The organism is Pseudidiomarina sp. (assembly GCF_048267825.1).
Lineage (GTDB): Bacteria > Pseudomonadota > Gammaproteobacteria > Enterobacterales > Alteromonadaceae > Pseudidiomarina.
In genome coordinates this window covers 165,879-179,764 of record NZ_JBLWWR010000001.1, presented here as the reverse complement: position 1 = coordinate 179,764, position 13,886 = coordinate 165,879, and the positions used below count along the sequence as shown (strand labels likewise).

The window sequence follows — 13,886 nt, the reverse complement described above, 5'->3', positions numbered from 1 at the left end:
TGCGCGACCTAGTCGCGCAAGTTATTTCCGATAGCATAGATAGCACTGACCACATCAGCGCCGAATTGTTGGCTACGATTCGCTGACCAACCGAAGTCGGCATCAGGCAAGTTGGCATTATCTTTAAACGGCATCTCTAAAGTAAATGCTAAACAGTTGAAACGCTCGCTAACTGCGTTACTTGCAACCGTTAAGTTGGCCTCACCCGGTTTATCAACCTCATAACCGTATTCAACTTGAAACTCTGGCGTAATAGACAGCAATACCTGCTTAAACTTTTCACCGAGTGCATGCGTGCGGTCGTTGTAGCTTGGTACACCTTCGCAGCCCGCTACAAAGTTATAGGGTAGTGCTTCATCGCCATGCACATCAAGGTAGAAGTCAACGCCAGTTTCCTGCATAGCATTGAGCACATAGAATACTTCAGGGCTCTTCTCGAGCGACGGTTCAGCCCATTCACGGTTTAAGTTCACGCCAACCGCATTGGTACGTAAATGCCCACGCACGCTGCCATCAGGATTCATGTTTGGCACCACATAAAACACGTTATTCTCTAATAACTTACGTGCTGCTGCATCTTCATCATCCAACAATCGGCTCAGAAAACCTTCCATAAACCATTCGGCCATGGTTTCGCCCGGATGTTGCCGCGCGGTAACCCAAATTTTAGCTTTATGTTCCGCAGGTTCACCAATCACCAATAAGTTCATGTCACGGCCGTCTAAGGTTGGCCCAAGTAGTACATGTTGGCATTCGATCGATTGCTGTGTCCACTGAATCAGGTCTTGATGGCGTTCGTATGAATACGGTGTGAAGTAAGCGTAATAAACACTTTCTTGGTCTGGCGTGTGACGAATAACAAGCTCTTTGCCGTTATATTCTGTAGGCACACGAAACCAGTTTTCGCGGTCATAAGACGCTAGTGCTGAATAGTCTTTCCAACCATCAGGATACGCAGACTGACCAGCATTAGTGATATGCATTACGTGCTCAAGGCCCGGTTCGCCGTAGAGTTTAAAATGAAACCACTGATAAAAATCAGATTGATTGTCCTGGCGAATGGCTAATTGGATTGAACTGGCCTCATTGGCCTCGATAACTTCAATATTGCCGCTATCAAATTGCGCAGTTATAAACATGAATTCCCCTATTCCTGAAAAAACAAAAGCGCCCCTAAAAGGCGCTTTTGATAACACTATTTTATTTTGGTAAGTTCAGCAACTGCTGCCCTGCCATCTGCTCAGCCACACGTACCACCTGACAACTATAACCAAACTCATTGTCATACCAAACGTATAGAACTGCGCGATCTTCATCAACGATGGTTGCTTGTGAATCGACCACACCCGCGTAACGCGAACCGACGAGGTCGGTAGAAACGATTTCGGTTGATGCGGTGTAATCAATTTGCGCTTGTAATTCGGAATGCAGCGCCTGATCACGTAAAAAAGCATTGAGCTCTTCTTTATTGGTTTGCTTATTAAGGTTTAGATTCATAATCGCCATGGATACATTTGGCGTTGGTACACGAATGGCATTGCCGGTTAGTTTACCCGCAAGCTCAGGCAACGCCTTAGCAACCGCTTTCGCTGCGCCGGTAGACGTTAACACCATGTTCAACGGCGCCGAACGACCGCGACGGTCTGCTTTATGGTAATTATCAATTAAGTTTTGGTCATTAGTGTACGAGTGTACAGTTTCAACGTGACCATTACGGATACCATATTGATCATTGATGATTTTCAATACAGGGGTAATCGCGTTGGTGGTGCAGCTTGCCGCACTGATAATTAAATCATCGGCCTTGATGTCTGCCTGATTCACACCAAATACCACGTTTTTAATGTTGCCCTTGGCTGGAGCAGTCAGAAGAACTTTTTTTACACCTTTAGATTTAAGGTGTAAACCAAGCCCTGCTTCGTCGCTCCAAATACCTGTGTTATCAATGATAATCGCGTCATTAATACCATACTGAGTGTAATCGACTTGGTCTGGCCCGTCAGAGTAAATCACTTTGATACTGGTGCCATTTGCTTTAATTGCGCTGTTTTCATGGTCAACCGTAATCGAACCATTGAATGGGCCATGAATTGAATCACGACGCAACAAACTTGCACGCTTTTCAAGGTCGCCGTCACGTCCGCCGCGCACCACAATGGCACGTAAACGCATTTTGTTGTTGCTGCCGTTACGCTCAATTAATAATCGCGCTAACAAGCGGCCAATACGCCCGAAACCATAGAGAACCACGTCTTGCGGCGCAATTTCATCGGCTTTATCAACAATATCAATCAGCTCACGTTTCAAATAAGCCTCAATGCTGTCGCCCTTGCCTGCATCTTTGTGCAAGTAATTGAACGCGAGTTTGCCTAAGTCAACGCGCGCAGGCGCAAGTTTCATTTTGCTTAGTGCTTCGATAAACGGAAAGCTCTCACGTAAGCGCAGCTTAACACCCTCATGACGGCGAATTAGACGATGCGCCTTGATGATGTTAATCGTATCGACATTAAGTAGTGAACGACCATATACCAAAATCTCGACACCGTAGTTACGGTACAGGCGGCCAATAATTGGCTGCATCATTTCGGCATATTCTTGGCGCTCCTGCCAACTAGCTAAGGTCAGATCCTGTTGCTGATCACTCATGTGGTTACCTTTATGTTACGTGAATTTGACGGTTGCATTAAATCAGGCGGGTATTGTACTGAAATACTCCCACGAGCGCCAGAATCTATGTAACTCCTGTTCAGGCATGGTATAATTTTCGACAAAACAACAGGAGTATAAATATGTTACGGCGCACTAAAATCGTTACCACACTCGGCCCTGCAACTGACGACCCACAAGTACTTGAGGCACTCATTAAAGCAGGTGCAAATGTTGTTCGACTTAATTTTTCGCATGGCGTTGCTGCGGATCACGAGCGCCGCGCTGCTCAAGTACGCGAGATTGCACAGCGTTTAGGTATTCACGTTGCTGTGCTGGGTGACCTTCAGGGGCCTAAAATTCGAGTCGCAAAATTTGAAAGTGGCGCTGTAACTCTTGATGTTGGTGATGTGTTTGTGCTCGATGCAGAACTTGAAACCAATGCCGGCAATCAACAACGCGTCGGTATTGACTACAAAGAGTTACCCCAAGACGTCAACGAAGGCGATATCCTGTTACTTGATGACGGTCGCGTACGGTTGCAAGTTGAAGACGTGAGCGGCGCGCAGATAACCACAACTGTTACGGTTGGCGGTAAACTGTCCAACAATAAAGGCATCAACCGACTTGGAGGCGGCCTTTCTGCGGCGGCCTTAACTGAGAAAGATTATCAAGACATTGTCACTGCGGCGCGAATTGGTGTTGATTATTTAGCCGTGAGTTTCCCTCGCAGCAGTGCCGACATTCATGAAGCCCGCCGTTTACTTCGAGCTGCCAATGGGCGTGGTTTGATTTGTGCCAAAATTGAACGTGCAGAAGCCGTTGCCACAGATGCGGCGCTGGACGATATCATTCGCGCATCCGATGCGGTTATGGTGGCGCGCGGTGATTTAGGTGTGGAAATTGGCGATGCACAACTGGTTGGTAAGCAAAAACGAATCATCGAACGCGCGCGTCAATGCAATAAGGTCGTGATTACCGCCACGCAAATGATGGAGTCGATGATAGAGAGCCCGATGCCAACGCGTGCAGAAGTGATGGACGTTGCCAATGCGGTGCTTGATGGTACCGATGCAGTGATGCTCTCAGCCGAAACCGCAGCTGGTAAATACCCTGTTGCCACGGTTAAAGCCATGGCCGAAATCTGTTTGGGTGCTGAAACTCACCCAAGTGTGACGATTGATAAACATGATTTGGATGAAACCTTTACCTCCATTCAAGAGGCGACCGCTATTTCAGCAATGTACGCAGCAACCCACCTGGCTGGCGTGAAGGCTATCATTGCGTTAACTGAGTCAGGCTCTACGGCCAAACTTATGTCGCGTATCAATACCAATCTGCCAATATTTTCGTTATCACGACATGATGAAAGTCGTGCGCGCTGTGCCTTGTATCGTGGTGTCTACCCCATCGCTTTTGATTCAACCAAAAGTGAGCCGCAGAAACTTGTTCACGATGCGGTGAATGAAATTAAATTACGAGGCCACGTGGTGCCGGGCGATTTGGTTATTCTTACCCACGGTGATGTGATGGAAACCGTCGGTTCCACCAATACGTGCAAAATTATTGAAGTAAAATAATCGCTTTTAATTCTCCGGCCCTTGCTGGCGAAAGTGTTCATTTAATTCCTGCATGTCTTCAATATATCCGTCCAGCTTCGCCAGAACCCGGCGACGCTGGCGGTCAGTTAACGACTGTTCAAGCTTTAATATCAACGAGAGTGTCGCATCTTGATTGGTTTGTATGCCTGCCTTCAGTTGTTCTGAACGCAATTGTTGCGGTTCAAACATGAGCCTATCAAGTTGGGCGGCAAATCGCTCTGTATCTTGGCGAATCATCAAGGTTTCCTGAAACGACGACTGCCACTTTTCATTATAATCCAGCCATAACGCCCTGGTTGGTAGCCGCTCTGAAACCCAACTACGAATCAGCCTTTCTTGCAATGGGGTAAGCTGGCCTAACCAACTCCGAGCATTCTTCTCTGCCCGCTTCCGAGTCCGCTGAACAAGCTCTGAGTCATCGTACTCAGCAAGCTCGTCACGTTCTTCTTGCTGGCGTTCGTTTAACTTTTGCATTAACTGCGTTACTTGTGCATCACTTAGCTCAGGTAATAACTCCAATGCGTAGGGCCGCAAGCCGCTGAGCATACGTTGCCAAGCCACAAACACCTGTTCATAAACCGCAATTAGACTGGCCTCATCAAGCTGTTTATCGGCCACTTGATCACGCAACTGTTGTAACTGTTCGGCGTAAAAAGGTAATTCGGAAGTCGCATGCCAATAATGAAGGGATGTTATTGCGGTATCAACGCGCTGTTCTTGTTGTTCGTTGAGCTCAACGTAGTCATCGAGTTTCCACTCAACCAAAGTATCGGCAAAACGGTAGCCGAGCTGGCTTGAGCAGGCACTCAACAACAAGACTAAAGTTACAGCGACTAGCATGACTGCATAGCGCATAAGTTCGCTCCGTTAAGAGTTTAGAATTAACTTCTTGATGCGATCTTTGTAACTGCGGCTAACTTTTAATTCTTTACCATTGCGTAAAATAATGTGGTATTCGCCGTTTTGGCGACTGCACAGCTTTTCAACATGTTCCATATTAACAATTGCCGAGCGATGAATACGTTGAAAGCGCTGTGGGTTTAATTCTTCCTCAAGCTCTTTCATGGTGCGCCGCAAAATGTGCGTTTCATTACTTGCATGAATACACATGTAATCGCCAGCTGCATCAACCCACTCTATCGAATTAATCGCTACCCGTGTTATTTCACCACTTTCTTTAATCGCGATATGTTCAGGATAACGCGCTACCCCAACATCTTCACCACTAGCCAAGCGTTTTAAAATGTCTTCGCAGTCTTCACCGGTCGCATCGGCGAGTAAGTTTAAAATACGGTCTTGTTGAACTTTTTGTTCGCGGGCCGCTAAACTTTTTTCAATCCGCAGAATGCTTTGCGCCAAGCGCTCGTTGTCTACCGGTTTTAACAGATAGTCAATGGCTCGCACTTCAAACGCCTTAATAGCATATTGATCGTAGGCAGTGACAAATACGATAAGAGGCATTTTATAGCCATGAGCTTGAACTTCCCGAAGTAGCTCAAAGCCATTCATGCCAGGCATCTGAATATCAAGGAAGACTAAATCTGGCTGTTCTTTACCTATCATCACCAAAGCTTCACGAGCACTTGGGCACTCTTGCAATAATTCAATATTTTCAAATTCTTGCAGTCGTACCACTAGCCCACGACGGGCTAACGATTCATCATCAACAACAAGAGTACGAATTTTGTGCGTCATGCCTGCTCTACCTGCTCTAACGGAATACGAATTTCAATACGAAAACCACGTGGCTTGTTAGCTGTTAATGTAAATGAGTAGTTCTTTCCATACAAGGCCTGTAATCGTTCTCGTGTATTCGCCAGCCCAACACCGCCAGCTTTAGTCAGTGTTTCAAGCGGCTTGGTGCAGCCTGGGCCGTTGTCTGCGACGGTAATTAATAAATCTTCGCTAAAGCGCTGTGCGCGGATAGTAATTTCACCACCCTCTTCTAATTTAGCAATTGCGTACTTGATTGAGTTTTCAATTAAGGGTTGCAAAAATAAGCTGGGAACCAGTGCTTTTTGCACATCTTCATCAATTTCGAAGTTCACCTGCAGGCGTTCGTCAAAGCGCACTTTCTCGATATCTAAGTAAAGCCGAAGCGCGTCGAGCTCGCGTTCTAATGGGATTTTTTTAATCGGTTCATTATCAAGACTGAAGCGTAAAAACAGGCTCAACTTCGACATCATCCGGTTGGCGAGCTCATTTTCTTTCACCAAAATAAGCGTTGAAATCGCATTTAAGGTGTTGAATAAAAAATGTGGGTTGAGTTGGTAGCGCAACATTTTTAATTGCGCCTGATGGGCCATCGACGTCGCCATCAAGGCTTTCTCTTTTTCGTCTTGCAGCATTTGGTAATATTTAATTCCGAAATACAGCCCGCTCCAACTCAGCATGATGTAGAACTTGGCAATGGTATTTTTAAAATAAAACCAGTTACTGTCAGGGCTAAATCCAAACTTATAGATTTCCCAATAGGTTGCGTTATCAACCACAGCCCATAACGCTGCCGATATATAACTTGCGGCCAACACCACGATAATCAACAACCACGGGCTTGCGTCCCAGATGCGGCGGTACAAATAGCGCAACGGAACAGTTAATAGAAAGCCCGCATAAGCGCCGAGTAAGAGTATTAACGCGTAAATATCACGCATTTCGTGCATCAACGAGCCAATATAATGCACTAACGCGTAACCGCTCCACCCAGCTGCCTGCAGCACCCAGAAGAACCGATTGCGATCATCAAGAAGTGTTTTCCAATTATTCAACATAAAGCCTCAATTGAGGTTAAATCATTGCTGTTAGTATACCGTGTTAACGCCCGTAAATAACGCTCTTCATCGCACCTGAATAGCTATATAGCGCGCCCAACGCGTGCTAAGATATTTAACAAACGCTAATACTAGGGCGAATGATTCACCCATCGTCGCTGCACGAGGAACCTTATGCTTCATTATCGAATTCGCGTCAAAAATGCTAATGCGCACATCTTTGCTGTTGCCATTGAGATTCCGATTACAAAACCGCAAGACTTCGTTAGGTTGAGTTTACCCGCTTGGATTCCTGGCAGTTATATGATTCGTGACTTTGCTAAAAACATCAGCGATCTTCGCGCGGAGCAGCAAGGTACAGCTTTAAAGGTAAACCATTGCGACAAGCAAACCTGGCAAATTGACGCACCTGAAGTGGGTATGCTGCTTATTAGCTACGAAGTTTATGCCTTTGATTTGAGTGTACGTAGCGCCTACCTTGACCAGTTTTGGGGGTTCTTCAACCACTCAAGTTTATGCATGGCCGTGGCTGGGCGCACTCAGGAAGCGTGCCGCGTTACCGTAGAAGCTCACGACGGTTGGCACATAGCAACAGGCATGCAGCGTGAACAGGGGCATCGATTCGGTCCGGGGGAATTCCGTGTCGACAGCTATGAGTCACTCATAGATTACCCGGTATTGATGGGACCACTAGATATTCACGAATTTATTGCTGGCGGCGTAAAACATGCTTTGGTATTTGCTGGCCGTCATTATGGCGATGTTGATCGTATATGTCGCGATCTTGCAGCTATCTGCGAATACCAAATCGAATTATTTGGCCACGAGCCACCTTTTAAAGAATATCTGTTTTTGACCATGGTTGTCGGCAAAGGTTTTGGGGGGCTGGAGCATCGCAACTCAACGGCGCTTGTCTGCAGCCGCAAAGATTTAGTCTTACCAGGCAAGCAAGGGAACGACAATGACTACCGCACATTTCTAAGCTTATGTAGCCATGAATACTTCCACAGCTGGAACATCAAAACGCTGAAACCAAAAACCTTTATCCCTTATCTATTGGATCAAGAACATTACACCGAACAATTGTGGTTCTATGAGGGCGTTACCTCCTACTATGACGACTATGTGCTGCATCAAGCCGGATTAATCGACTCAGGTGCTTATTTGACATTGATTGGTGAAACCATGGCGCGAGTACAGCGCGGTGCTGGTATTGACCGACAAACAGTTACAGAATCAAGTTTCCATGCCTGGACAAAGTTTTATAAACAAGATGAGAACTCACCTAACAGTATTGTCAGTTATTATGCCAAAGGCGCGCTTATTGCGTTATGTCTGGATTTAACGTTGCGATTGGAGTCTGGCCATCGAGTAACCCTTGCACAAGTCATGCATGACTTGTGGCACCGCTACGGTAAAACCCTGGAAGGCACTGACGACGACACAGTGCAGACGTTCATTCAGACAACCTATGGTATTGATGTTTCAGGTTTTTTGCAGCAGGCATTGTACACCACACAACCGCTGCCCACGATTGAATTGCTCGCCAAGTTTGGTGTGTCGGTGAAAAAAGACCAAGGTGCGGACGACAATAGTTTTGGCGGTAAACCCGCCACAGCGCGATTGCCCGTTGCTTTAGGTGCTAAATATAAAGCCTCCAGCAATGGACTGGAATTATTAGTTGTGTTCGCTGGTGAAGCTGCACAAGAGTGTGGGCTAAGTGCCACAGATCGGATTATTGCTATCGATAACTTACAGATAACCGATAGCAATATTAAAGAGATTTTCGAGCGCTATCGGCCTGGTGACCAGGTCACCGTGCACGCCTTTCGACGCGATGAACTGATAACGCTACAACTTACCTGGCACGCTCCAAAACCTACTAGCTATCTACTAAGCGTTAGCGATCCGCAGCAGGTACAGGGCTGGTTGCGGTTGCAGAAAAATGCTCGATAACCAAGGCTGGGTCTAACCGTTCATGGCGCCAGTTAATGCGCCAGTCAAGGTGAGGCCCTGTGACACGACCGGTGGCACCAATTTCGGCAATTTTTTGACCTTGTGCGACTTCATCACCAACCGCTGCATGCAACTTGTGCAGATGAATATAAGTACTGGTAACGCCATATCCATGATCGATAATTAACGTGCCACCGGAATAAAACAAATCATTTTCGGCTAGAATCACTTTACCTGACCAGGGTGCTAACACGGGGCTACCTGTCGGCGCGGCAATATCGAGGCCAAAATGTGGGTTACGCGGTGTGCCATTAAAAATACGCTGACTGCCATACACCCCACTAATTCGGCCTTGTGCCGGCATTTTTACCTGCATTAAGAAATCGGTGCGATCGCTTAGCGCGTTATTTCGTGCTGTCCACACCTGCGCAGCTTCGCGTTTGGCGCGTTGTTGCTGTTCAGGATCAGGTGTAACCGTTTGTTGCGGCACACCATCAACACGGTCAATCTTGTACTGTCGCGGTTTTATCTCAAGCGTTTTCTTGAATGCCCGCCCATGATGGTCAAATAAGGTAAGTTCTTGGGCGCCATGCTGCTCGCGACCAAAGCCAAACACCACCTGCCCCTCTGGGGTTATGCGCAGTGGTTCGCCATTAAGTTCAACCCGTTCCGCAGCGTGCACGTCACCAATTAATAAAGAGCCCGAGGTTAATGCACCGCGGATATCGATATCAGGTGTAACCGGTTGCTCGTGAGCCTGAGCCGTTGATGCAATGGCTAGCATTGCCACCAGTAGTTTACGCATAGCCAATAGCTCCCTTGCCAACCCCTTCAAAGCCGGTAACTTTTACCGAAGCGTCAGGCTGTTGGTGTTTAATTTTTTGCGCCAAGTAAGTCGCAATGCACTCCACCGTGGAATCTGTTGGAATGGTATAGTTTTCGGCTTTCGGAACAAGCAACTCGAACAAGCCTTGATCGGCCGTATAACTGTACGCCACGTGCGTGGTTGGACTTAGCTGTTGGCTATGTTCGGATAGCTGTAACACATTGAACCCCACGATATCTTCTTCGGATCCCAAGTATATATCCTGCCAAGTCGTCGCCCAAAATTGCTCAAGGGTGGTGTCTCGCTGATCATTGAGGGCAATATAAATACGCGATCGGTGGCCGTGTGCAATGCGTTGGCAGTTGCCATCGTGCTTTTTCAGACCATGGGTATAGTGATAAAACGCACCGGGAATTTCCTCAGCGCGCAGTTGCAATTCCAAACCCTGCACGTTATCTGGCAGCTCTCGTTTTATCACAGCCCGTAAATAATCGGTGATACTTGTCATGGTAACTTGCTGCGCATCGATAAACGCGAAGGCATCTGCGGGACAAAACAAGTGAATTGACCGGTTGTTCGGCCGCATGAAATCAACCCAATAGCTATTGCCATCTTCGTGATGGCTGACTTGGGTGTATTCATGTTCAGCAGGAACCGCTAATTTGTGGTCAACCGCACTATCAATAATGCGCTTGATTTGCTTTTTAACTCGGCCAAAATCAAGCACCATAGACTGCTCATTCAGTGAGCCATCTAAAACAATATCAACAATCCAACTTTCACCAACCATTCCGCGCTCTGGGCACAGGTATGAGAAGTCGATGACGGTCAAATCGTTTACAAATAACTGCATAGTTCTCTCGATTAAATGATTCTCATAGCAACATTACGTGAAAGTATACCACTACCTATCACTGGGCGATAACTTTGATAAGCACCAACCAGTCGTAAATTAGCTTCGCGCTTAACAACAGCAAAGCCAAACCCATCGCACGATCTATCCAATGACTGACGGCCCACATGCGACGATAAAACGGTGGCCAAGTGATGAGCGTGGCTAAAAAAGAGAACCACAGCCCTGTTGCAATGGCCATGTACATGCCATACCCAACTTTTACCGACGTTGGCGTAGCAGGTGCAATAACCGTGCTGAAAAGGGCTAGGAAAAAGAGCGTGGCCTTAACATTCAACCCATTGGTTAGAAAGCCAACCCGGAATGCTTTAAGTGCCGTAATACCCTGCGTAGGTGCATTTGAATTGTTTGGCAATGGGCCGCGCGGTTGAGCGCGAATTGCCTGCCAGCCCAACCAACCCAAATAGCCTGCACCAACCAAAAGGAGCAATCCGTATACCCATGTGTAGCGGTGAATAATTAACGCCACCCCAAGTACGGAATAAGCAACGTGCAAAAGTATTCCTGTGCCGATACCTAGCGCGACCCAACGCCCAATGCGCCCGCCATAACTAATGCTGTAGCGTGTGGTTACCGCGAAGTCAGGCCCGGGGCTTGCCACAGCGAGAAGGTGCAAGGTGGCGATAGTTAAAAATTCTGCCCAATAGATTGCTAAATGTTCCATTGTGATTTACTTTTAGTTAATTAAACTTGCACCAAGGTTATTCAGATGGCTAGCGAAAAATCACCTTCACTCAATGCATTACGGGTATTTGCCGTTGCGGCTCATGCCGATTCATTTAAACAAGCTGCGCAACAACTTGGCGTATCACAATCGAATATTACGCGACAAATCCAAGCGTTAGAAGAGCAATTAGGTACACGGTTATTTCAGCGCGACAACCGTGTTCATGCGTTAACCCCAGCAGGTGAAGCATTAGCACCTGATTTATTGCGCTTGTTTAAAGAGCTTGATCGCACCGTTGAGCGTACGCGTCATATTGGCGATAGTGAATTAACGACACTCCGGATTGCGCTGCCCGAGAGTTTATTACGTTGGTGGTTATCAAGCCGACTGGCAGAATTCTATGCGCTGTATCCGCATATACAGGTTCAGTTTAATACGGTACCGCTGTTTCCTGACGCCAATGAGCAAGCGAATATCTGCGCACAACTTCAGCACGAACAACTGGATATGGCCATTCATTATGGCCATTTGCGCGACAAGGCTCTAAAACAAGTCGCTCTCTATACACCGACGTATGTTCCGGTTGCGCCTACTCAAAGTGACAAAGCTTTAGCATCGCGACCTTGGTTAATTGACGTGAATGCCCCCTACTGGCGTCATTTTAAAAAAGCACAGGCGCATTTGGCGAAGCAATTGAAAACCCGTCCGGTCGGAAATAGCAATATTGCGGTGGATTTAATCCAGGGTACTGACCAAATTACGCTTATTGATCAACTATTTCTTGCTCACCCGCAACTGCGTGACTATGTCAAACATACCGAATACCAAGTAACCCTGCCTGAGCCAGTTGCCTTAACACTTAAACAGCGGCAACGGCAGCCTGTTGCGCTTGTTGCGTTTGTTAAATGGCTTGAAGCACGTTTAGCTAGTTCATTGGCGGGTAATGTTCGGCCAAGCTAACACTGATACCTGTGTGGGTAACCACCCGCGCATGACGACGGTTTAGTTTTCGCGGATCAGAGACACCGCATGAATGGGCGATAATATTCACACCATATTCCAAAAACTTATGGTAATTGGCAACCCGAACGCTCTTATCGGCAGGGTCTAAGCCCTGCTGCAGACGTTTATCATGCGTTGTTACACCTGTTGGGCAGGTGTTTTTATTACATTGCATCGCTTGAATGCAGCCGAGCGAGAACATAAAACCGCGTGCTGAAACCACGAAGTCAGCGCCAATCGCTAATGCCCAAGCTACATCAGCCGGAGTTATCATTTTTCCTGAGGCGATAACCCGAATACGATCTTTAATACCACTGGCGGCAAGTTTATCAATCAGTATCGGTAAACTTTCAGACAGCTTTAACCCAACGTAGTCCATGAGCGGTTGCGGCGCTGCACCGGTGCCACCATCCGCACTATCAAGCGTAATAAAGTCAGGCGCACTACTTGGTCCGCGGGCGTTAATGGCGGCAACGAGCTCATCAATCCAGTTGGGCTCACCCATGACAAATTTAATACCCGTAGGCTTCCCGGTTATTGTGCGTACACGCTCAATGAAATCGAGAAGCTCTTCGTTATTTTTAATCTCCGGATGCCGATTGGGTGATATCGAGTCTTTGCCTACGGGTATACCGCGAATTTCCGCAATTTCTTGATTTACTTTAATGGCTGGCAGAATACCGCCTTTACCTGGCTTAGCGCCCTGACTTAATTTAATTTCGAACATTTTTATCCGATCATCACTCGCCAGTTGCCGAAGCTTACCTTCGTGCAGTGCGCCAGAGCCAGTTCGTACGCCATACTTGGCGGTACCTATCTGAAACACGATGTCGCAATCACCCGCTAAATGATAGGGGCTTAATCCGCCCTCTCCGGTGTTTAGCCAACACCCAGCTAATTTTGCGCCCTTCGATAGTGCGGTAACAGCGACCGGTGATAATGCGCCGTAACTCATGCCGGAAATGTGGAAATAACTGGTCGGCGAATAAGGTTGCTCACAATCAGCGCCGATAGTGACCGGTTCAGGATGCGTTTTTTCTTCTTCTTGGTGTGGGTAGGCACTGTTAGCAAAGATTATCGTACCGTTTTTGGTTAAATCGCGGGTGGAGCCAAATGCAATAGTCCGGTCTGCGTTTTTTGCCGCACGGTACACCCAGCTGCGTTGTGAACGGTTAAACGGCATTTCTTCGCGGTCCATTGCGTAGAAATACTGTCTAAAAAATTCACCAAGATGTTCAAACATATATCGAAAACGCCCAATAACCGGGAAGTTTCGACGTATGGTGTGGCGTGTTTGGCGCTTATCAACCACGTACATAACAATAACAGCACCTAGCCCAACTATTAGCAGCAATACAAAAAGTGCAACCAGCCATTGTGCCAGTATTAATAATGTTCCCATCCACCCTGCTGCTTCCATAGTCGCTGCCTTGTTTGTTTGCGTTAATCGTTCAAGCTTATACTACAACATATAAAAAGCCCTCGGATTTAGCGAGGGCTTTAG

General features: G+C 47.1%; 12 protein-coding genes. 3 read left to right on the top strand and 9 right to left on the bottom strand.

Going from position 1 to position 13,886, the window contains the following annotated elements:
- Nucleotides 1–8: 8 nt before the first annotated feature.
- Both ACN0UN_RS00920 and ACN0UN_RS00915 read right to left on the bottom strand, forming a co-directional pair.
- The gene (locus tag ACN0UN_RS00920) at nucleotides 9–1,139 is read right to left on the bottom strand and encodes a M14-type cytosolic carboxypeptidase (RefSeq protein WP_417658303.1); all 1,131 of its coding nucleotides are present in this window, start codon (nucleotides 1,137–1,139) and stop codon (nucleotides 9–11) included.
- 61 nt (nucleotides 1,140–1,200) lie between these two features.
- Nucleotides 1,201–2,646 (bottom strand): glyceraldehyde-3-phosphate dehydrogenase, encoded by a 1,446-nt coding sequence (locus ACN0UN_RS00915; RefSeq protein ID WP_417658302.1) that lies wholly within the window; start codon nucleotides 2,644–2,646, stop codon nucleotides 1,201–1,203.
- Between the two features lie 143 nt (nucleotides 2,647–2,789).
- Here ACN0UN_RS00915 and pyk point away from each other — a divergent pair, with 143 nt between their 5' ends.
- The gene (gene pyk, locus ACN0UN_RS00910) at nucleotides 2,790–4,226 is read left to right on the top strand and encodes a pyruvate kinase (protein ID WP_417658301.1); all 1,437 of its coding nucleotides are present in this window, start codon (nucleotides 2,790–2,792) and stop codon (nucleotides 4,224–4,226) included.
- A gap of 6 nt (nucleotides 4,227–4,232) precedes the next feature.
- Here pyk and ACN0UN_RS00905 read toward each other — a convergent pair whose 3' ends face one another.
- The 3 genes from ACN0UN_RS00905 to ACN0UN_RS00895 are packed head-to-tail and all read right to left on the bottom strand — an operon-like array spanning nucleotide 4,233 to nucleotide 7,018.
- A complete protein-coding gene (locus ACN0UN_RS00905) occupies nucleotides 4,233–5,102 on the bottom strand; it encodes a DUF6279 family lipoprotein (protein WP_417658300.1) in 870 nt (289 codons plus the stop codon).
- A 12-nt stretch (nucleotides 5,103–5,114) separates the two neighbouring features.
- A complete protein-coding gene (locus ACN0UN_RS00900) occupies nucleotides 5,115–5,942 on the bottom strand; it encodes a LytR/AlgR family response regulator transcription factor (RefSeq protein ID WP_417658299.1) in 828 nt (275 codons plus the stop codon).
- On the bottom strand, nucleotides 5,939–7,018 hold the full coding sequence (locus ACN0UN_RS00895) for a sensor histidine kinase (RefSeq protein WP_417658298.1): 1,080 nt from the start codon (nucleotides 7,016–7,018) through the stop codon (nucleotides 5,939–5,941). The genes ACN0UN_RS00900 and ACN0UN_RS00895 overlap by 4 nt, the downstream gene beginning before the upstream one ends.
- 174 nt (nucleotides 7,019–7,192) lie before the next feature.
- On the opposite strand from ACN0UN_RS00895, the gene ACN0UN_RS00890 reads away from it, so the two are divergent.
- Nucleotides 7,193–8,974, top strand: a complete 1,782-nt coding sequence (locus ACN0UN_RS00890) for a M61 family metallopeptidase (RefSeq protein ID WP_417658297.1) — start codon at nucleotides 7,193–7,195, stop codon at nucleotides 8,972–8,974.
- Here the strand turns inward: ACN0UN_RS00890 and ACN0UN_RS00885 are convergent.
- From ACN0UN_RS00885 to ACN0UN_RS00875, 3 genes are read right to left on the bottom strand one after another with little or no spacing between them, the layout of a single operon-like run.
- Nucleotides 8,919–9,779 carry a M23 family metallopeptidase gene (locus tag ACN0UN_RS00885; protein ID WP_417658296.1) on the bottom strand — a complete coding sequence of 287 codons (861 nt, stop codon included), beginning with the start codon at nucleotides 9,777–9,779 and terminating at the stop codon, nucleotides 8,919–8,921. The two genes, ACN0UN_RS00890 and ACN0UN_RS00885, sit on opposite strands and share 56 nt — an antisense overlap.
- Nucleotides 9,772–10,653 carry a 6-carboxytetrahydropterin synthase gene (locus ACN0UN_RS00880; RefSeq protein WP_417658295.1) on the bottom strand — a complete coding sequence of 294 codons (882 nt, stop codon included), beginning with the start codon at nucleotides 10,651–10,653 and terminating at the stop codon, nucleotides 9,772–9,774. The genes ACN0UN_RS00885 and ACN0UN_RS00880 overlap by 8 nt, the downstream gene beginning before the upstream one ends.
- Nucleotides 10,654–10,711: 58 nt before the next feature.
- Entirely contained in the window at nucleotides 10,712–11,377 is a 666-nt protein-coding gene (locus ACN0UN_RS00875) for a LysE family translocator (RefSeq protein WP_417658294.1), read from the bottom strand.
- A gap of 45 nt (nucleotides 11,378–11,422) precedes the next feature.
- Between ACN0UN_RS00875 and ACN0UN_RS00870 the strand changes: the two genes are divergently transcribed.
- Nucleotides 11,423–12,340 (top strand): LysR family transcriptional regulator, encoded by a 918-nt coding sequence (locus ACN0UN_RS00870; RefSeq protein WP_339879875.1) that lies wholly within the window; start codon nucleotides 11,423–11,425, stop codon nucleotides 12,338–12,340.
- On the opposite strand, the gene ACN0UN_RS00865 is transcribed toward ACN0UN_RS00870, so the two are convergent.
- The gene (locus ACN0UN_RS00865; RefSeq protein ID WP_417658293.1) at nucleotides 12,306–13,802 is read right to left on the bottom strand and encodes an FMN-binding glutamate synthase family protein; all 1,497 of its coding nucleotides are present in this window, start codon (nucleotides 13,800–13,802) and stop codon (nucleotides 12,306–12,308) included. The genes ACN0UN_RS00870 and ACN0UN_RS00865 overlap by 35 nt on opposite strands.
- Between the last annotated feature and the right edge of the window lie 84 nt (nucleotides 13,803–13,886).